The sequence below is a fragment of the Bradyrhizobium campsiandrae genome (assembly GCF_014529705.1).
Lineage (GTDB): Bacteria > Pseudomonadota > Alphaproteobacteria > Rhizobiales > Xanthobacteraceae > Bradyrhizobium > Bradyrhizobium campsiandrae.
This window is the reverse complement of sequence record NZ_JAANIH010000107.1, coordinates 1-19,988: the sequence shown is the minus strand read 5'-3', so window position 1 is coordinate 19,988 and position 19,988 is coordinate 1. Positions and strand designations below refer to the sequence as shown.

Annotated in this window: 17 protein-coding genes; 8 read left to right on the top strand and 9 right to left on the bottom strand. The window is 63.7% G+C overall.

The annotated features are described in order from the left end of the window. A partial coding sequence (locus G8O24_RS40640; RefSeq protein WP_188108111.1) for a methyl-accepting chemotaxis protein occupies positions 1-1,384 on the bottom strand: 1,384 nt, incomplete at its 3' end. 264 nt (positions 1,385-1,648) lie between these two features. Here G8O24_RS40640 and G8O24_RS40635 point away from each other — a divergent pair. Next, entirely contained in the window at positions 1,649-2,815 is a 1,167-nt protein-coding gene (locus G8O24_RS40635) for an FIST N-terminal domain-containing protein (protein ID WP_188108110.1), read from the top strand. Then, positions 2,812-4,170 carry a hybrid sensor histidine kinase/response regulator gene (locus tag G8O24_RS40630; protein WP_188108109.1) on the top strand — a complete coding sequence of 453 codons (1,359 nt, stop codon included), beginning with the start codon at positions 2,812-2,814 and terminating at the stop codon, positions 4,168-4,170. Before G8O24_RS40635 ends, G8O24_RS40630 begins: the two co-directional genes overlap by 4 nt. A 143-nt stretch (positions 4,171-4,313) precedes the next feature. Here G8O24_RS40630 and G8O24_RS40625 read toward each other — a convergent pair whose 3' ends face one another. From G8O24_RS40625 to G8O24_RS40600, 6 genes are all read right to left on the bottom strand, one after another. Then, entirely contained in the window at positions 4,314-5,006 is a 693-nt protein-coding gene (locus tag G8O24_RS40625; protein ID WP_188108108.1) for a response regulator, read from the bottom strand. A gap of 142 nt (positions 5,007-5,148) precedes the next feature. Continuing rightward, positions 5,149-5,835 carry a response regulator gene (locus G8O24_RS40620; protein ID WP_188108113.1) on the bottom strand — a complete coding sequence of 229 codons (687 nt, stop codon included), beginning with the start codon at positions 5,833-5,835 and terminating at the stop codon, positions 5,149-5,151. Between the two features lie 226 nt (positions 5,836-6,061). After that, on the bottom strand, positions 6,062-7,246 hold the full coding sequence (locus G8O24_RS40615) for a c-type cytochrome (RefSeq protein ID WP_306666340.1): 1,185 nt from the start codon (positions 7,244-7,246) through the stop codon (positions 6,062-6,064). Positions 7,247-7,370: 124 nt separating this feature from the next. Beyond that, complete coding sequence (locus tag G8O24_RS40610; RefSeq protein WP_244646336.1) at positions 7,371-9,086, bottom strand: PQQ-dependent methanol/ethanol family dehydrogenase; 1,716 nt, start codon at positions 9,084-9,086, stop codon at positions 7,371-7,373. A 308-nt stretch (positions 9,087-9,394) separates the two neighbouring features. Beyond that, positions 9,395-10,726: an IS110 family RNA-guided transposase gene (locus G8O24_RS40605; protein ID WP_188108106.1), complete on the bottom strand. Its 1,332-nt coding sequence runs from the start codon at positions 10,724-10,726 to the stop codon at positions 9,395-9,397. Positions 10,727-11,158: 432 nt separating this feature from the next. Next, entirely contained in the window at positions 11,159-11,608 is a 450-nt protein-coding gene (locus tag G8O24_RS40600) for an SRPBCC family protein (protein ID WP_188108105.1), read from the bottom strand. A gap of 548 nt (positions 11,609-12,156) precedes the next feature. Here G8O24_RS40600 and G8O24_RS40595 point away from each other — a divergent pair. The 4 genes from G8O24_RS40595 to G8O24_RS40580 all read left to right on the top strand — a co-directional run bounded on the left by G8O24_RS40595 (position 12,157) and on the right by G8O24_RS40580 (position 17,217). After that, positions 12,157-12,642 carry a (2Fe-2S)-binding protein gene (locus tag G8O24_RS40595; protein ID WP_188108104.1) on the top strand — a complete coding sequence of 162 codons (486 nt, stop codon included), beginning with the start codon at positions 12,157-12,159 and terminating at the stop codon, positions 12,640-12,642. An 84-nt stretch (positions 12,643-12,726) separates the two neighbouring features. Then, entirely contained in the window at positions 12,727-15,069 is a 2,343-nt protein-coding gene (locus G8O24_RS40590; protein ID WP_188108103.1) for a xanthine dehydrogenase family protein molybdopterin-binding subunit, read from the top strand. Between the two features lie 14 nt (positions 15,070-15,083). Then, positions 15,084-15,884 (top strand): FAD binding domain-containing protein, encoded by an 801-nt coding sequence (locus G8O24_RS40585; protein ID WP_188108102.1) that lies wholly within the window; start codon positions 15,084-15,086, stop codon positions 15,882-15,884. Between the two features lie 226 nt (positions 15,885-16,110). Next, positions 16,111-17,217, top strand: a complete 1,107-nt coding sequence (locus G8O24_RS40580; RefSeq protein WP_188108101.1) for a CaiB/BaiF CoA transferase family protein — start codon at positions 16,111-16,113, stop codon at positions 17,215-17,217. Between the two features lie 137 nt (positions 17,218-17,354). Here the strand turns inward: G8O24_RS40580 and hppD are convergent, their stop codons facing one another. Continuing rightward, positions 17,355-18,473 carry a 4-hydroxyphenylpyruvate dioxygenase gene (gene hppD / locus G8O24_RS40575; protein WP_188108100.1) on the bottom strand — a complete coding sequence of 373 codons (1,119 nt, stop codon included), beginning with the start codon at positions 18,471-18,473 and terminating at the stop codon, positions 17,355-17,357. Positions 18,474-18,596: 123 nt separating this feature from the next. Between hppD and G8O24_RS40570 the strand changes: the two genes are divergently transcribed. Continuing rightward, complete coding sequence (locus tag G8O24_RS40570; protein ID WP_188108099.1) at positions 18,597-19,076, top strand: Lrp/AsnC family transcriptional regulator; 480 nt, start codon at positions 18,597-18,599, stop codon at positions 19,074-19,076. A 73-nt stretch (positions 19,077-19,149) separates the two neighbouring features. Next, positions 19,150-19,461, top strand: coding sequence for a DUF1272 domain-containing protein (locus tag G8O24_RS40565; protein ID WP_188108098.1), 312 nt, complete (start codon positions 19,150-19,152; stop codon positions 19,459-19,461). Between the two features lies 1 nt (position 19,462). Here the strand turns inward: G8O24_RS40565 and G8O24_RS40560 are convergent. After that, a partial coding sequence (locus G8O24_RS40560; protein ID WP_188108097.1) for a fumarylacetoacetate hydrolase family protein occupies positions 19,463-19,988 on the bottom strand: 526 nt, incomplete at its 5' end.

Below are 19,988 nucleotides of genomic sequence, written 5' to 3'. Positions count from 1 at the left end.
CCGACTGCATGTTGTTGGAGGCCTGCTCGGACACGCCGGCGACCTGGCTGGACAGGGTCTGCGTGGTTTCGGCGGTGCGGGTCAGCGTGGACGCCGAGGATTCGAGCTGGACGGCCGAGGCCGACACTTTGGAGACGATGGCGCCGACGGCGCTCTCGAAATCATCGGCAAAGCGGATCAGCTCCGAGCGGCGCGAGGCGGCCTGCTCCCTGTTCTGGGCTTCGCTGGCGGCGGCATCGCGTTCGGCCTTGGCGATCGCCTGAACCTTGAACTCCTCGACCGCGCCGGCCATCTCGCCGATTTCGTCCTTGCGCCCGAGGCCCGGCAGCACGACGTCGAAATTGCCCGAGGCGAGTTCGCGCATCGCCTTGCACATCGCGATCATCGGCCGCGAGATGCCGGTGCCAAGCAGGAAGGCGAGGACCGCACCCAACAGCGTTCCGCCGACGGCCAGCATCAGGACCAATTGTTCGGTCTTCCCGATCGTCGCCTCCGATTCCGAATCCAGCCGCTGCTGCTCAGCGACCAGATCCGCCTTCATGGCGGAAGCCCCTCGAAGGATCGCCCCCGCCGAGCCGCTCATCTCGGTGACGAGATCCTCGACCAGCTTGGCGTTGGCGATCAGCTTTTCCAGCGCTTCGCGATAGGCGACGAGAATGGTCTTGGCGTCCTTCAGACCGGCGACGATCTTGTCGTCCATGGAATAGACCGCGCCGAGCGAGTTCTCGACGAATTTCAGCCGCGCCAGCGCGCTGGTGGCGATCGACTGGTCGGAGGTCAGCACGAAATTGGTCGCGGCCGCGCTCGCGGTCTGGAACTGGGCATTGACCTGCTTGGTGCCGAACTCGATCGCCTGCGCCTCGGAATCGGAGGCGTTGTTGCCGATGTCGTCGAGCTTGTACTTCAGGAGGTTGGCCTGGCGCGAAAGCTGGTTCTGCACCAGCAGCGTGCTGTCACGCTTGGCCTTGAGGACCTTGGCGAAGGTCGCGGAGAAATTCGAAAACTCCTTGGCGAGCTTGTCGAGGCTGTCCTGGCGCGCCGGGGTCTTGGCACTTTTGACAGCCTGGTCGATGGCGTTCTTCAGGCTGGCCTCGGCCTCGAGCGCCGCCTTGGCGTCGTCTTCCTTGCCGGTGACGACGAAATATTTGACAGCCGAGCGGTAGGCGAGCAGTTCGCGGTCGATATTGCGGGCGAGATCGGCCTCCGAGACGCTGCTGCGATAGGACCCGACACCGGACGAGACCCGCTCGAAGCCAAAATAGGCGAACGCCATGCTGCCGGCGGAGATCGCCAACACCGCGGCAAAACCGAGGATGATCTTGGCGCGGAACCGGAGGGTCGGAAATTTGCTGCGCTTGGACGGCGACGCGGTACGCCCGGACATTCCCAAACCCCCATCTCATCTTCAACCGCGATCGGGAGGCGCCCCGCCCCCGGACCTGGATGCGCAAAACTAAGGCACAATCAATAAAGGGCAGTAAATTCGCCTGATCTGCCTCCTGGAGGGGGAGAGGTCCCGGCTGCGGGCGTCGCCCCCGGCAACCGGCGTGTTGCGGCTAACCGGAAAACGCCTTATTCTGACGGGACTTGTCGGACAATAATCACGCACTTGGCGTTAGACCAAGCTGGTCCTCGAGGGAGAAGCGGAGTGGGGCAAACCGAGTTTCGGTTTGGCGGTGCGTCTGGTGTTGCCGTTGCCAAATCGAAGGCGGCAACCGTCGATGAAGCCGTGGCCGAGCTTGCGGCGCAGCTCCCGTCCGACGAGCTGGCACTGATCCTGGTCTTTCTCTCCCCGCGCTACGACCCTCATCATTTCATCGCCGAGATCACCCGGCAATTCGACGAGACCCAGGTCTGCGGCTGCACCACCGCGGGCGAGCTCGCCCCTGACGGCTGGGACGAGAACAGTGTCGTGGCTCTCGCTTTCAGCCGCGCGGATTTCTCGGCCGCGGTACGGCCCATTCTCAACCTCGACAGCTTCCAGGTCGAGGACGGCCGCAGGATCGGCGGCGAGCTCCGGCACGAGCTGCTGCGGGCGACTCCGCAAATCGACCACGGCAGTCCCTTCGGCCTGGTCTTGATCGACGGCCTGTGCCGCCGCGAAGAGGCGGTGATGTCCGCGCTCTATGCCTCGCTCGACGACATCCCTGTCGTCGGCGGGTCCGCAGGCGACGGAATGCGCTTCGAGAAAACGTTTGTATTCTTCGACGGCGAGGCACACTCCAATGCCGCGCTACTTATCCTGCTGAGCACGTCACTGCCGTTCCGGGTCTTCAAATGCGACAATTTCGAGCCGCGAGCGCAGAAGATGGTGGTCACGGAGGCCGACATCGAAAATCGAACGGTCAGGGAGCTGAATGCCGAGCCGGCGGCCGAGGAATATTCCCGCATGGTCGGGATCATGGACGCCAAGCTCGACCCCTTCTCTTTCGCCTCCCATCCGGTCCTGGTGCGCGTCGGCGGCTCCTATTACGCGCGATCGATCCAGCGGGTGGAGCCGGACGGCTCGCTGCATTTCTTCTGCGCGATCGATGAGGGCATGGTGCTGACAGCCGCGTCATCGCGAAGCCTGGTCGGATCGACCCGCGATACCTTCGCCGAGATCCACGACCAGATCGGAGATGTCTCGCTCTATATCGGCTTCGAATGCCTGCTTCGCCGGCTGGATGCCGAACAGCATCAGCTCGCCCGCGACATGTCCGAGCTGTACCGGCAGAACCGCGTCGTCGGTTTCCACACCTATGGCGAACAGTTCGGCTCCATGCATGTGAACCAGACCTTCACCGGGGTTGCGATCGGAAGGCGCCCGGCGTGACGGAGAGCTGGCAGGATTTGCAAACCGTCGAGCAGCTTCAGCGCGAAGCAGCGAAGCTGAAGAAGATCAATGCAGCGCTGATGTCGCGCGTCGAACGCTCGATGGACCAGCAGCTCAACGCCTTCTCGCTGTTCGAGACCGCCATCGCCCTCGACCACAAGGTTCGCGACCGGACGCACCAGCTGCGCGAGGCGCTGCACTCGGTCGAGCGCGCCAATGAAGGCCTTTACCGCGCCAAGCGCCAAGCCGAGGCGGCGAGCTCGCTGAAGTCTTCGGTGCTGATCTCCGTCACCCACGATTTGTTGCAGCCGCTCAACGCGGCGCGCCTGACGCTGTCGGCACTGACCGAGATGATGGCCTCGCAAGAGGCCGGACAGCTGATCGATCAGGCCGACCGCTCGCTGGTGATGCTGGAGGATCTGCTGCGGTCGCTGCTGGAGATCGCCAAGCTCGATGCCGGCGCACTCAGGCCTGACGTGCAGGCGATCGCGCTGGCGCCCCTGTTCGAACAACTCCGCAACGAGTTCGAGCCTGTGGTCGCGCGGCAGGACCTGTCCTTGCGGATCCGCACCGCGCACCTCGCCGTGAAGTCGGATGCGATGATGCTGCGGCGGATCCTGCAAAACCTGCTTGCCAATGCCATCCGCTATACCCGCAGCGGTGGCGTCGTGATGGGATGTCGGCCGCGGGGTGACCGCATCTGCATTCAGGTTTCCGACACCGGCCCGGGAATCGCGCAAGCCCAGCAGGAGGCGATCTTCCACGAATTCCAGCGCGGCGAGGCCAGCGCCACCGACCAGGCCGGTTTCGGGCTGGGTCTGTCCATCGTCCGGCGTTTCGCAACCGTGCTCGGGCATAAGGTGCGGCTGTCATCGCAGATCGGCAGAGGATCGACCTTCTCCCTGGAGCTGGAGCCGGCGGACCTCACTGAAGTCCGCGACGAGACGCGCGAGGTCAAGCTGGCCGAGCAGCATTACGGCGGCCTCGAAGGCGCCAAGATCCTGCTGATCGAGAACGATCCGAACGGTTCGGAGGCCCTGGCCGCCCTGCTGGAGGGATGGGGCTGCGACGTCGCGACCACACGGTCGACCGCGGATGCATTGTTGCGCCTCAGCGAGCTCGGCGGCGCGCCCGATGCCGTCATCGCCGATCTTCATCTCGATCATGGCGAGAGCGGACTGTCGGCGATATCAGACGTCCGCCAGCATCTGAAGCTCGACACGCCGGCCATGATCATCACCGCCGACTATTCGGAAAAGGCCGCGAAGGAGGCGAGCCGCCACGGCCTCGAAGTGCTGAAGAAGCCGATCAAGCCCGCCGAGATGCGGGCGCTGCTGTCGTTCCTGCTGAGCTGATCGGCCGCCCGCACCAAAAACGTCGAAAACAACCCCATGCACAGTAGGGGTAATATCTTACATGTCGCCAGGCCGATGATCCCGAAGGATAATCCGCTGATATGCGGACATCGAATGGTGCGACACGGCCGCGAAAAACCGCCTCACGGCTGCTCCGGCTGAGCGCGCTCGCGCGCCGGGGGACTCTCGGTAGCCAGTGTCGCGAAATCGATCCTGGACATCTCCACGATCGCCTTGGTCCTGCTCAGCACGTTGAGCTTGCGCAGGATATCGGAGACGTGGACCTTCACCGTGGTTTCCGAAATCTTCAGCTCATAGGCGATCTGCTTGTTCTGCAGGCCCCGCTTGAGCATGTCGAGCACGCGCAATTGCTGCGGCGTCAAATCGTGCAGGCGCTTCAGGAGATCCTCGGCCGGGCCGGAGGCGCGCTGCGGGCGCACCAGCCCCTGATAAGCGGCGGGAACACAGACCGAGCCGCGCAGCACCTCGCCGATCGACTGCGCCAAGGTCTGCTTGGACGACGATTTTAGGATGTAGCCGGCGACGCCGAGCGACAGTGCGCTGGAGATGATCTGCGGGTCCTGATGCCCCGAGACGATAACGACCGGAATTTTGGGAAACGTCTTGCGGATGCGGATGATGCCGGAAAGGCCGGTCGTGCCCGGCATGGACAGATCGAGCAGGATGAGGTCGAGCTCCGGCGTCGCGGCGACCTGCTCGAGCGCATCATCGATCGAAACCGCCTGGAGAATTTCGGCCGCAGGCTCCACCAGCTGCAGCGCGCCTTCGAGCGCCTCGCGAAACAGCGGATGGTCTTCGACAATCAGAAATCGCATCGTGCGTGAGCTGCTCTGAAGATCTGGCCAAGGCCCGGGATATCGCCGGCGGCGACGTCGAATTGCCGGAACGAAGAATGTCCCCACCGGGGCATGCCGATTTGATCCAGGTCAAGAATCCAGGCAAGACCGCCACCGCCCATTACGACGACCTCCCGCGATCGGGGCGCGCATTGAGCCGGCCGCGCGGATCGGGCAGATCCATCTTGCCGATCTCGACGATCGCCTTGTTCCGGCTGAACAGACCGAGCTTGCGCAGGATCTCGGTGATGTGCGCCTTGACGGTGGATTCCGCCAGCTGCAGCTCCTGGGCGATCTGCCGGTTCGGATAGCCGCGACGCAACAGGTCGAGCACACGAAGCTGCTGCGGCGTGAGCTCGCGCAGCTTGACTTCGAGCGCCTTGCTGGCGTCGGCGCGGTGCCGCCGTGGCGCCGCCACAAAATCCTTCGGGACCGACACCGATCCGCTGAGCACACCCTCGATCGATTGTGCCAGCTCACGCTTCGACGTCGACTTGGGCAGATACCCGGCCGCCCCCAGCGCCAGCGCCTCGCCGACCACGCGCTGGTCCTCTTCGCTCGAGACGATGGCGACGGGCAGGCGCGGATAGGCCTCGCGCAGGCGCAGAAAGCCGGAGAAGCCGGTCGCATCCGGCAGCGAGAGATCGAGCAGGGCAAGGTCGACGCCCTGCTCGGCCGAGAGGGTGTGCAGGGCATCCTCGATCGACATCGCCTCGAGAATGCGCGCTTCGGGCAGTGCCAAGCGCACGGCATTGCCGAGCGCCTCGCGAAACAGCGGATGATCATCGATGATCAGGAAGCTGGCCATGGCGCCTTCCACATGAATCCACCGCTCGGGCGGCAGCAGCGCATCCATCCTGCGCCGGTCCGGCGTCGGGAGAATGGCGGACGAACGCTAGAGCCTTTTCCGTTCCGATGGAATCGGAACGGAGCTCTAAATTCTTGTCTTGACGCGTTTTCTTGACGCGAACCGGTATCCACTTCGCTCGAAAACGCTCTAGCACATCTCGCCGCTCCCGTCCGGTCAAGGCCGCTCAATCGCTCGATTCAGCCTGAACCGTCAGCAGGAAGGAATAAATGCTGTCGAACTGCTCGTCGGTAAATACGTCCTTCCAGGCCGGCATGCCCTTGGACGGCCGGCCTTCATGCACGGTCTTCCAGAACGTGTCGCGCATGTCGTCGCCGTAGCGGTGACGCAGGAGGCGCAGATCGATCTTCCGCTCGCTCTGGATCGCATCGGGACCGTGACAATGCGCGCAGGTGCCGTTGAAGATCTCCTTGCCTGCTCCGACGGCCTCCGTATTGGGCGCAGACGCATCGCCCTTGCCCTCGGTTGCCACCACATTGGCGACCTGCACCACACCGGGGCCGGTTCCCGCCCCCGTCGTTGCTCCCGCCGGCATCGCCCCGGCCGTGCCAAAGCGGACCGGCTGCCCCGTCGGCAAGCCATACTTCACCGCAAGCTCGCCGATCGTCCTTTGAAGCTGCGGCAAGACGGCGTCGACACGATCGCGGAGCTCGGTCGATGTCTTCGCAAATCCGATCGCGGCGTCCCATGACAGGCCTTCACCCTCGGTCAGCTGAATCTGATAGCGGTCGTTATAGCTGGTCTTGTTCAGCCAGCCGGCAACGGGTCCCCAGATGAAGGCGACGTCAGCCTTGCCCTGATCGAGCGCCTGCATGCCTTCCTCCGGCGACAGCACGGTCACCTTCTGGACATCGTCGCGGCTCGCGAGCAGGTTCTGCGGCGTGCTGGCGAACTGCACCGCGACCCGCTTGCCCTTGAGGCCGTCGACGCCGCCGATCTCCTGCCCCTTCGCCGCCACCAGGGCATAGCCCTCCTTTGCGAACGTCGCGGAGAAGATCACGGCCGGTCCCATGAAATCCTCGGAGCGCGGCAGTCCGATCATGGCATCGCATTGCTTGCCGAGCAGCGTGACGCGCACGGTCCGCTTGCCGAAATAGGATTTGTACCAATCATAGGCGATGGGACGGCCGAGTGCCTGCGCCAGCGCCTGCCCGATCTCGACATAGAACCCCGGTTGCGACGGACTATCGCTCGAGAACGGAAGATTGGTCGGATCGGCGCAGAGGCGGAACGGCTGCGCCTCCTCGGCGTGAGCGAGGGGGGCGATCATCGCAGCCGCAGCGGCGCATGCGAAAAATCCGGCGATGGCGAGATTTCGGCTGTTGCCGATTCCAAGATGATTTTGGCGCATCCTCATCTCCCGCGGTTGGGAATTGTTGGACGTTGCGGCACGAAGCATCGGCCGATGCCGCAACTCTCGTCTTTTCGAAAAATGCGCGCGTATCCCGTCACCTCCGGGATACGCGCGCGAGTGGTCACTGGACGGAGAACACGAAGAGCGAGCCGCCCTCGGGGGCCGCGGCCGTCATCTTCTTTCCAATATCGCCCAGGAACGCAGGTATCGAAGCGGTGCGACCGACGACGATGGCGACATACTGCTTGCCGCCGACCTCATAGGTCACCGGTCCCGCACCGATGCCGGAGCCGAGATTCTTGCTCCACAGCACCTTGCCGTTCTTCGCATCGATGGCACGGAAGTCGCCATGAAGGTTGCCGGCGAATACCAGGCCGCCACCGGTGGTCAGCGTGCCGCCGTTGAACGGCAGGTCTTCCTTGATCGACCACACCTTCTTCTGCGCGACCGGATCCCACGCCATCAGCTCGCCGAGGAAGCCGCCGGGACCTTCCTTGGTCGGGAATTCGGCGCCGAGATAGAACACGCCGCGCTTGTAGGCGACATCGCCGACCGACCAGTCCATGCAGACATTGTTCGACGGGATGTAGACGAGGCCGGTCTGCGGGTTGAACGACATCGGTTGCCAGTTCTTGCCGCCGATCAGGTTCGGGCAGATGTCCTTGGCCGGATGATTCGGGCCCGGACGCTTGTCCGGATCCTCTTCCGCGCGCAGGGTGTTGACGTCCCACTTCTTGGCCCAGTTGGAGAAGACGTACTTCTCGGCCGAGAGAACCTTGCCGGTTTCGCGATTGGCGACGAAGAAATAGCCGTTGCGATCCGCCTTCATCAGCGCAGGCACGGTGCTGCCGCCGATCTTGAGGTCGGCGAGCACGGCCTCATTGACGCCGTCATAGTCCCAGGCATCGGCCGGCGTGGTCTGGATGTGCCACTTGATCTTGCCGGTGTTGGGATCGAGCGCGAGGGTCGAAGCGGTGTAGAGATTGGTCAGCTTGCCGAAATTGCCGTCGCCGGTCGAGCGCACCGCGGTGTTCCACGGACCGGGATTGCTGGTGCCCCAATAGACCGTGTCGCTCTTCGGATCGTAGGAGCCGACCAGCCAGGCCGCACCGCCGCCATGCTGGGCGGAATCGCCCTTCCAGCTGTCGCCGCCGGGCTCGTCCGGCGAGGGCACGGTGAAGGTCTGCCAGAGCTGCTTGCCGGTGTTGATATCGAAGGCCTGGAGCGAGCCGCGCACGCCATATTCGCCGCCGCCGAAGCCGGTGATGACCTTGTCGCGCACGATGAGCGGCGGCGAGGTGATGACCGAGCCCTGCTTGTAGTCGACCACCTTCGACGTCCACAACGACTTGCCGGTCGCGGCATCGAGCGCCGTCAGCTTGCCGTCGAGACGGCCGACGAAGATCTTGCCGTCGGCATAGGAGACGCCGCGGCTGTTCACGTCGCAGCAGGCATATTGCAGCACGTCGTCGGGAATGTCGGGCTCATAGGTCCATTTGCGCTGCCCCGTGGCCGCATCCAGCGCATAGACGTATTTCGGGCCCCACGAGCTCGAAACGTAGAGCGTGTTGCCGACCACGATCGGCGAGGATTCGTTCGAACGCAGCGAGCCAAGCGAGAACGAATAAGCGAGCGTCAACTTGCCGGCGTTCTCGGTATTGATCTGCTTGAGCGGGCTGAAGCGGGTATTGCCGTAGTCGTGACCGGCGACGGCCCACTGGTTCTGGTCGGATTGCGCCTTGATCAGCGAATCGTTGGCGCGAACCGTGGATGCTGCGGCGGCCAGCATCGCAATCATCGAAATGCCAGCCAAGAAGCCCTTCGTTCCAAAGGTCATGTATTCCCTCCGATGTTGTTGTGCGCGCCACGTTGAGCGCCCGAGCAAGATGCACTCGTGATGCGCAGTTTTGTCTGCGAACCATCGTTCGGAATTACAACATCGTCGCTTCGTGCTTAGTATAGGCGGAAGGTAGTAGTGCAAATCATTGGCGAGTTTCGGCGCTCATCTCGTTGTCGTGGCTTGCGTCTTTGACTAGATCCGAGTGCAAAACGCATCAAGCGGTGCGGGGGCGACGGCATCACCGCCTGCGCGCACGCCTCGTCCTTCGAGACGACCGCTTCGCGGTCTCCTCTCCATGAACCTTGTCAGGCGCTGGTGGCTGGGTTGGGGACGATTTGCTGGCCGAGCTGACGAGCCAGTCGGCGCAGGGTCCGATGCTTGGTTTCCAATACTTTCGCCTCGTATTGAGCCACGCCGGTCTCGACAAAGTCGAGGCCTTTGACCATGACGCGCCAGAAGAGCGTAGCTAGTTTTCTGGCAAGGGCCTTGTTCGCCACCAGGCCGCCGCGCCGAGCGGCCAAGCGCCTGTAGAAGCCGCCGAGCGCGACGTGTTTGCTGCGGACCAATGAGCGGGCCATCACACCAAAGATCCGGCCGGCTCGGTTGCGGCGCCGTTTGACCCGACCCTTGCGTTTGCCGCTTTGGGCGCTTCCGGGAGCGATCCCCAACCATGAGGTAAAGTGCTTTTCAGTCGGCCACTTGGTCAGGTCCGTGCCCACTTCGCCCATCAGCTGCAAAACGCTGTACTCGGTATGAGCGGGAAGTGTCGTCAGATCCTTGGCGCCACAGATCTGCGCGAGAAGCTCGCGCAAATCCGCGATGTCCGGCGCGTTGACGCCCGCTCGCGTGCGCCGTCGTCCTTTCTTTGACGAAGCCGCCGGCGGCGGCACCTTCGTGTCCGGCATCTGGCGAAGGACGACCTCGATCTGGCGGTCACAGGCGGCGATGAGGCTTTGATAATGATCCCAGCTTTGCACGGCCTGCTCCAGGGCGAACAAATGCTCTTCGGCCCAGTTGCCGCGCAATGACTCGACGACGCGCTCAGCCTTCACCTTGCGGATTTGAACATCGCATAGACCCAACAGAACTTGCGGATCGCGTTCACCGGCAAGAACGGCCCGGATCACGGCCAGGCCGCTCGCCCCCGTCAGAGAGCTGATGACCTCGTGCAGTTTGACGTTCATCCGCTCCAGCGCCTTTTGCATGTGCTGGACATGTCCGGCGGCCGCCGCGATGTGCTCCCCACGCAGGCGCAGATAGTCCTGCAGACGCCGGACATGGGCCGGGGGCACAAAGCCCGCCCGCAGCAAGCCATGTGCATGCAACGTGGCGCCCCACTGGCAGTCTTTCATGTCGGTCTTCCGCCCCGGCAGATTGCGGGTCTGGCGACCGTCGACCATGACCACTTCCAGGCCCGCGGCCTCCAGAACCCCATAGAGCGGCAACCAATAGACCCCGGTCGCTTCCATCGCGACCGAGCGCACCTGATGTCCGGCCAAATAGTCACGCAGCGCATGCAGCTGCGAGGTCACCGTGCCGAACACCACGGGTGGCTCACCCGCAATCGACACATGCATTTTCTCGCTGCCGACATCAACAAAGGCTGCACGCGGATCCAACACCGTCAAACTGCTCATCCAGGACTCCCATGCTGTCGCGCTGTGAAGCCCGCCGAGAGCCCGACCGCATTCTAGGAATTGCAAACCTCTCCAACGGGAAGCGCAATGCTCGCCAAAATGTGCAATCGCCTGCGATCGGAGCCAATCTCAGGACCGGGCAACAAGGCGCACCAGAGGATTATGCGGCTACACTGTCTCCCGGCAGAGCTCCGCTGCCAACGATACCCCGTTCATGGTCCCTGTGCAGCGCCCATTTGGTGCTGGAGGCTCAGGATGAGGCTAAACAGCAACGGCGCCCGCTAAGAACAGCTCCCACGCATTCCGCCCTCATCCTGAGGGCCCGCCAGAGGCGGGCGTCTCGAAGGATGCGCCGCAGGGAATCTCTCAAATGCGACAACCCTGCGCTTGTCCGGAACGACGACCGAGGTGAGACGGTACCGCGCGCATCGATCACGGTGATGGCGCTACCACGGATGCAAAGCTTTCGAAGAAATTCGCAGCGAGCTTTCGCGAGGTCGAATCGATCAATCGCGAACCGAGCTGCGCGAGCTTGCCGCCGATCTGCGCATCCGCCTCATAGTGCAGGATGGTGATGCCGGGAGCTTCTTCTTCCAGCCTCACGGTCGCGCCGCCCTTGGCAAAACCCGCGACGCCACCGGCGCCCTCGCCAATGATGCGGTAGCCGTTGGGCGCATCGATCTCGCTCAGCGTCACCTTGCCGCTGAACGTCGCCTTGACCGGACCGACCTTCAGCACCACGGTCGCGACCATCTCCGTTGGCGACGTCATCTCGAGCGATTGGCAGCCGGGAATGCAGCGCCTGAGAATATCGGGATCGTTGAGCGCAGCCCAGACAATGGCCTGGGACGCCGGGATACGCTGACTGTCGTTCATCTGCATCGCTTCCACCCCATGTTCGCTGTTGCTTGTCAGGCCCGACTAAGGTGGCGGCCGGCGGCGATCAATCGCCAGTAAGTACTAGGTCCGACCTTGCCGCGGCTCATTCCACGCGACCGCTGGAACGTCCCCCGGCGACGCGGCTTGCTGCATCGCCGTACGTAAAATCAATGGCTTAGCTCTCCGCCGCCTACTACCAAGATCGCGATTACAACGGCGGGGACGCGTGCTCCACTTCGCGCAACGAACAGGGCATTCAAGGGAGAAACCGACGTGCGGCCGGACGAAACATAAGACGCAACCAGGCAAGCGCTTCGCGCGATGACGGTCGAGCTCACGGCATCACGGGGGCAGCGGCCATCTTTTTCCAATGCTCTTTGCGCGGTCGCGTCATATGTCGGCGATGGCGCGGAGCATCGTGACCGAATCGCGCGCGCGGCAGCCGCCACGATGACCTTTCCATGACGCGTGGCCACGAAAATCCCAGTTGCAAAGTTTCGTTCGCGCTGTCTCTAATTGGAATAACGACAAACATTCGGGAGGACTACACCGTGTCTACAGTCAAACTGACAGTGAACGGCAAGGCCGTTGCTGTCGACGTCGAGGACCGCACGCTGCTGGTCCAGGTTCTGCGCGATCACCTGAACCTGACCGGGACCCATGTCGGCTGCGATACCAGCCAGTGCGGCGCCTGTGTCGTGCATGTGGACGGCCGGGCGGTGAAATCCTGCACCATGCTGGCGGGCCAGGCTGACGGCGCCAGCGTCACCACCATCGAAGGTATCGCCAAAGGCGACGAGCTGCACCCGATGCAAGCCGCCTTCCGCGACAATCACGGCCTGCAGTGCGGCTATTGCACGCCGGGCATGATCATGTCCTCGATCGACATCGTGCAGCGCCATGGTGGCCAGCTCGACGAAGCCACCGTTCGTCAGGAGCTCGAAGGCAACATCTGCCGCTGTACGGGCTACCACAACATCGTCAAGGCCGTGCTGGACGCGGCCGGCCGCATGAAGGTTTCGCAGGCGGCCGAATAAGGCCGCCCGCCTCGAACAACGAACAACCGCTGCTGCCTTCGACGGAAGGCGCAGTTTTGCAATTTCCGGTCGGGAGGACCAGATATGGGTGTTGAAGGCATCGGCGCGCGGGTCGTGCGCAAGGAAGACAAGCGATTCATCACCGGCAAGGGCCGGTACGTCGACGACATCAAACTGGTGGGCATGACCCACGCCCATTTCGTCCGCAGCCCGCATGCGCACGCCAAGGTCAAGAAGATCGATTCGTCTGCCGCGCTGGACATGCCGGGCGTGGTCGCCGTTCTCACCGGCCAGCAGCTCGTCGACGACAAGGTCGGCAACCTCATCTGCGGCTGGGCCATCACCTCCAAGGACGGCAGCCCGATGAAGATGGGCGCATGGCCGGCGATGGCGCCGGAGACGGTGCGCTTCGTCGGCCAGGCTGTCGCGGTCGTGATCGCCGACAGCAAGAATCTGGCGCGCGATGCGGCGGAAGCCGTCGTCGTCGATTACGAGGAACTTCCCGCAGTCGCCGACGTCCACGCCGCCATCAAATCTGGCGCGCCGCAGCTTCACCCCGAGGCGCCCGGCAACCAGGTCTATGACTGGGTGATCGGCGACGAGGGCGCGACCGATGCGGCCTTCGCCAAGGCCGCCAACGTCGTCAAGCTCGACGTCACCAACAACCGCCTCGCGCCCAACGCGATGGAGCCGCGCGCGGCGATCGCCGATTACGATGCGGCGGAAGAGCATTTCACGCTCTACACGACGTCGCAGAACCCGCACGTCGCCCGCCTCGTGCTGTCGGCCTTCTACAACATCGCCCCCGAGCACAAGCTGCGCGTGATCGCCCCCGACGTCGGCGGCGGCTTCGGCTCCAAGATCTTCATCTATCCGGAAGAGATGGTGGCGCTGTGGGCCTCGAAGAAGGTCGGCCGTCCCGTGAAATGGACCGGCGACCGCACCGAGGCCTTCCTCACCGACGCGCATGGCCGTGACCACGTCACCCATGCCGAGATGGCCTTCGACGCCAACAACAAGATCACCGGGCTGAAGGTGAAGACCTACGCGAATTTCGGCGCCTATATGTCGCTGTTCTCGTCGTCGGTGCCGACCTATCTCTACGCGACCCTGCTGTCGGGCCAGTACAACATCCCGGCGATCCACGCCGAGGTGGTCGGCGTCTACACCAACACCACGCCTGTTGACGCCTATCGCGGCGCGGGCCGCCCCGAGGCGAGCTACCTGATCGAACGTCTGATGGAGACGGCCGCGCGGCAGCTGAAGGTCGATCCGGCCCAGTTGCGCCGGACCAATTTCATCACCCAGTTCCCGCACCAGACGCCCGTGATCATGGCTTATGACACCGGCGACTTTAACGCTTCGCTCGATGCCGCGATGAAGGCGATCGACTATGCGGGCTTTCCCGCGCGCAAGGCGCAGGCGAAGGCGCAAGGCAAGCTGCGCGGCCTTGGCGTGTCCTGTTACATCGAGGCCTGCGGCATCGCGCCGTCGAAGGCCGTCGGCAGCCTCGGCGCCGGCGTGGGCTTGTGGGAATCCGCGGAGGTGCGCGTCAATCCGGTCGGAACCATCGAGATCCTCACCGGCTCGCACAGCCACGGCCAGGGTCACGAGACCACGTTCTGCCAGCTGGTCGCGGATCGCCTTGGCATTCCCATCAGCCAGGTTTCGATCGTCCATGGCGACACCGACAAGGTGCAGTTCGGCATGGGCACCTACGGCTCGCGCTCGGCGGCCGTCGGCCTCACCGCGATCCTGAAGGCCATGGAGAAGATGGAAGCCAAGGCCAAGAAGATCGCCGCGCACGCGCTGGAGGCCTCGGAAGCCGACATCGTCATCGAGAACGGCGAGTTCAAGGTGACGGGCACCGACAAGGCGATCGCGCTGCCGATGGTGGCGCTCGCGGCCTACACCGCGCATAATCTGCCTGAAGGGATGGAGCCGGGCCTGAAGGAAAGCGCCTTCTACGACCCGACCAACTTCACCTTCCCGGCCGGCGCCTATATCTGCGAGCTCGAAGTCGATCCTGGTACGGGCAAGACTTCCTTCGTCAACTTTGTCGCTGCCGACGATTTCGGCCGGCTGATCAACCCGATGATCGTCGAGGGCCAGGTTCACGGCGGCCTCGTTCAAGGCATCGGGCAGGCGCTGCTCGAGCACGCAATCTACGACGCCAACGGCCAGCCGGTCACGGCCTCGTTCATGGACTACGCCATGCCGCGCGCCGAAGATGTGCCCTCGTTCAACCTCTCCCACACCACGACGCTGTGCCCGGGCAATCCGCTCGGCATCAAGGGTTGCGGTGAGGCCGGCGCGATCGGCGCCTCCGCGGCCGTGATCAACGCGATCACGGATGCGATCGGCAAGAACAATCTGGAAATGCCTGCAACCCCTGACCGGGTGTGGCGCACGATCCACGCGGCTTGAGAGGAGCGACCAAGATGTACAAGACCACCTATCATCGCGCCTCTTCGGTCGACGAGGCGATCAGCCTGTTCGGCAAGAGCAGCGAGGCGAAGTTTCTCGCCGGCGGCCAGACGTTGTTGCCGGTCATGAAGCAACGCCTTGCCAGCCCGTCCGACGTCATCGACCTCGGCAAGATCAAGGAACTGCAGGGTGTCGAACTGTCCGGCGACGTCCTGACGATCAAAGCGGCCACGACCTATTACGACATCATGACGAATGCCGATGTGAAGAAGGTGATTCCCGCGATCGCCCATCTCACTTCGGTGCTGGGCGATCCCGCCGTGCGCTATCGCGGTACGATCGGCGGTTCTATCGCCAATAACGATCCGGCGGCGGATTTCCCCGCAGCGCTGGTTGCGCTCGCAGCGACGGTGAAGACCAACAAACGCTCGATCTCCGCGGACGATTTCTTCAAGGGCCTGTTCACGACGGCGCTTGAAGACGGCGAGATCATCACCGCCGTGTCGTTCCCGATTCCGGCCAAAGCCGGTTACGAGAAGATGCGGCATCCAGCCTCGCGCTTCGCGCTGACCGGCGTGTTCGTGGCGCAGGCAAAGTCAGGTGAGGTTCGCGTCGCCGCAACCGGAGCGTCGCAGAGCGGCGTCATGCGGGTGGGCGCGATCGAAGCCGCGCTGAAAGCAAACTGGTCGCCATCGGCGATCGACGGCGTAAGCATTTCGGCGAACGGACTGCTCGCCGACATCCACGGCACGGCGGAATACCGCGCCAACCTCGTCAAGGTGATGGCGCAGCGCGCGGTGGCCGCTGCCGGTTGATAACAGCGCCTCAGCGCCTCGACACAAATTTTCCGCGGCGCGCACTTCGGTGCGCGCCGTTTTATTTTGCCGATGCGGCATGAAAACCACTTGCCTCGCCGGCGCGAAGGCGAGAAAAGTTAATCAGCCAATTAACTCGCCCCCAAGGGCCTACAAGAGCCGACAAGAGCAGCGTGAGGCATTGCCGGATCACCGGCACTGACCCGCGACCCGAGGAAACAACAACGTGCTCGATAAACCAGCGCAAAGCTCATCCGTCCGCACCTCGGGCCCGCTCGCGGGCTTCCGCATCGTCGAATTCGCCGGCATCGGTCCGGGTCCGTTCGCCTGCATGATGCTGGCCGACATGGGCGCGGACGTCGTCACGCTCGACCGCGTCGGCGCGAAGAAGAGCGTGAAGTCCGTGGCCGGCCGCGGCCGCAAGCTGATCGAGCTCGATCTGAAGGACAAGGGCGCGATCGCCGAGGTGCTCGACCTCCTCGCCAATGCCGACGCGCTGGTCGAAGGCTTTCGTCCCGGCGTGATGGAGCGCCTCGGGCTCGGCCCTGACGTGGTGCTCGCGCGCAATCCGAAGCTGGTCTACGGCCGCATGACCGGCTGGGGCCAGGAAGGCCCGCTCGCGAATGCCGCCGGCCACGACATCAACTACATCTCCATCACCGGGGCGCTCGCCGCGATCGGCACTGACGAAGCGCCGGTGCCGCCGCTCAATCTCGTCGGCGATTTCGGCGGCGGCGCGCTCTATCTCGTCGTCGGCGTGCTCGCCGCCCTGCTGGAAGCGTCAAGGTCCGGCAAGGGCCAGGTGGTCGACGCCGCGATGTGCGACGGCGCGGCCTCGCTGATGTCGTTCTTCTTCGACATGAAGACGATGGGACGCTGGACCGAGGGCCGCAACCGGAATTTCCTCGACGGCGGCGCGCATTTCTACGGCGTCTATGAATGCGCCTGCGGCCATTTCGTCTCGATCGGCTCGATCGAGCCGCAGTTCTATGCGCTGCTGCGCGAGCATGCTGGCCTTACCGACGCCGAGTTCGACGCACAGATGGATCCCAAGGCCTGGCCGGCGCTGAAGGAGAAGCTGAAGACCGTATTCAAGAGCAAGACGCGCGAGGACTGGTGCAGCATCATGGAAGGCACCGACATCTGCTTCGCGCCTGTTCTGACCATGTCGGAGGCGACCGCGCATCCGCACATGGTCGCCCGCAACGTCTTCATCGAGCGCCACGGCGTAAAGCAGCCGGCCCCGGCGCCGCGCTTCTCGCGCACGCCGTCAGCGGCGCGCGAGCCGGAGGTGGCGGAGATCGGCGCGGTGACGAGGGCCTGGAAGCGATAGATCTAGCGCGAGCAAAGGTCGCGTAGGGTGGGCAAAGGCGCGAAGCGCCGTGCCCACGTCTTCGCATCAGTTAGGCAGGTCGTGGGCACGCTTCGCTTTGCCCACCCTACGGCAGTGTGGGTGTAGCGGCAGCGTCCTTACGCCGCCGTGTCCACCTTCAACACGCCACGCCGGATCTGGTCTTCCTCGATCGATTCGAACAGGGCCTTGAAATTGCCCTCGCCGAAGCCGTCGTCGCCCTTGCGCTGGATGAACTCGAAGAAGATCGGGCCGATCGCGTTGGCGGAGAAGATCTGCAGCAGCACCTTGGTCTGGCCGCCGTCGACCACGCCCTCGCCGTCGATCAGGATGCCGTTCGTCTTCAGGCGCGCGAGGTCCTCGCCGTGCTGGGGCAGGCGCGCATCGATCCGCTCGAAATAGGTCTCGGGCGGCGACGGCATGAAGGGCAGGCCGGCCTCGCGCAGGCCCTCGATGGTGCGATAGATGTCGCGACAGCCGCAGGCGATGTGCTGGATGCCCTCGCCGCGATAGGTCTTCAGATATTCCTCGATCTGACCGGAATCGCCGGCGTCCTCGTTGATCGGAATCCGGATCTTGCCATCAGGGCTGGTCAGCGCGCGCGAGAACAGGCCGGAGGCGCGGCCTTCGATGTCGAAGAAACGGATCTGTCGAAAGTTGAACAGCTTTTCGTAGAAGCCGGCCCAGACATCCATGCGGCCGCGATGGACGTTGTGGGTGAGATGGTCGAGATAGAACAGGCCGGCACCGACCGGCTTGGGGTCGCGTGCGCCCAGCCATTCGAATTCGGCGTCATAGGCCGAGCCCTTGGCGCCGTAGCGATCGACCAGATAGAGCAGGCTGCCGCCGATGCCCTTGATCGCGGGTACATCGAGGGTCTTCTGCATAGGAGACACGTCGGCGGGCTCCGCACCAAGCGCGATGGCGCGGTCATAGGCCGCCTCGGCATCGACCACGCGGAACGCCATCGACGGCGCACAGGGTCCGTGCGCGGCGACGAACTCGTAACCGTGGGTAGCTGGCTCCTCGTTGACGAGATAGTTGATGTCGCCCTGACGATAGACCGTGATCCTCTTGGTCTTGTGGCGCGCGACCGGGGTAAAGCCCATCAGCTTGAACAGCGCGTGCAGCTCGTCCGGATTCGGATGCGCATATTCGACGAACTCGAAGCCGTCGGTGCCCATCGGATTGTCCGATGTGATCGTGGCCGGCGGAGCATCGTGCGGAAACGGACCCATTGGCGGCTCTCCCAAATTGCTGCTGGAAAGAACTATCCTTCAGTGGGCGCGCAATGAGCGTGCAAACGAGACGCTATTTTGCTAGGATATGCACAATCTGTGCATTAATCGGACAAAACGCGCATGATTTCGTTGGACGCATTCGACCTCAAGATCCTCGGCGCGCTGCAGGATGACGGCCGCCTCACCAACCAGGAGCTCGCGGACCTCGCAGGCCTGTCGGCCTCGCAATGCTCCCGGCGCCGGATGCGGCTGGAGGAGGAAAAGGTCATCGCAGGCTATCACGCCGACCTCTCCAGCGAGGCCCTCGGCTTCGGCGTCATTGCCTTCATCCAGGTGGGACTTGCGACCCACTCGCCCGACAATTCCAAGCGGTTTCGGACGCTGGTCAACCGCATCGACGAAATTCAGGAAGCCTATTCGCTGACGGGCGACGCCGATTACGTGCTGAAAGCCGTGCTGCGCGATCTCAAGGGTCTCTCCAACCTGGTCAATGACGTCCTGATGCCGCACCAGAGCGTCGCGCATGTGCGCTCCTCGATCGTGCTCGATCGGCTGAAGGAAAGCGCAAGGCTGCCGCTGAAGGAGCTGAAGCCTGGCTGAAATCGAGGGAACTACGCCATTCGCACGCCAAATGCGACCTGCGATGATCGCGATCAATCCGGGAGATCGAGCCATGGCTCTCCAACTTCGACCGAACTGCGAATATTGCGATTGCGACCTGCCGCCCGATGCGACGAACGCGCGAATCTGCTCCTATGAATGCACGTTCTGTGCGAACTGCGTGGAGACAAAGCTCTCCAACGTCTGCCCGAACTGCGGCGGCGGTTTTGCGCCGCGCCCGATCAGGCCGACGCGGGAATGGCGGCTCGGCGTGTGCACAGCCAAGCAGGCGCCATCAGACAAGCGAGTGCATTTGAAGTACAGCCTAGAGGACGTCGCCACGCATTGCGCGCGGATCAGGGACGTGCCGCCGGAGAAGCGATAGGCTACTCCGCCGGCAAAATCGTCCCTTCAACCTCGCCGAAGCCGACGCGATAGCCCTTGCCCTGGCACCAGCCGCGCATGACGAGGCTGTCGCCGTCTTCCAGGAACGAGCGCTTGGCGCCGCCGGGCAGTTCGACCGGCTCGGTGCCGTTCCAGCTGATCTCCAAGAGGCTGCCGCGCTGGTTCTTCTCCGGGCCGGAGATGGTGCCGCTGCCGAGGAGATCGCCGACATTCATGGCGCAGCCCGACGACGCGTGGTGCATCAGCTGCTGCACCGAGGACCAGTACATGTATTTGAAATTGGTGCGGCTGATGCTGGCGGCCGCATTGGCGCCGGCGGCACGCAAGGAGACGTCGAGCGCGATATCATAGTTCTGCGGCTTCGCCTGCTTCAGATAATCCAGCGGCACCGGCTCCTGTTCGGGTCCCTTGAGCCGGAAGGGCTCCAGCGCCTCGCGCGTCACCACCCAGGGGCTGATTGAGGTCGCGAAGGCCTTGGCGAGGAACGGGCCGAGCGGCACATATTCC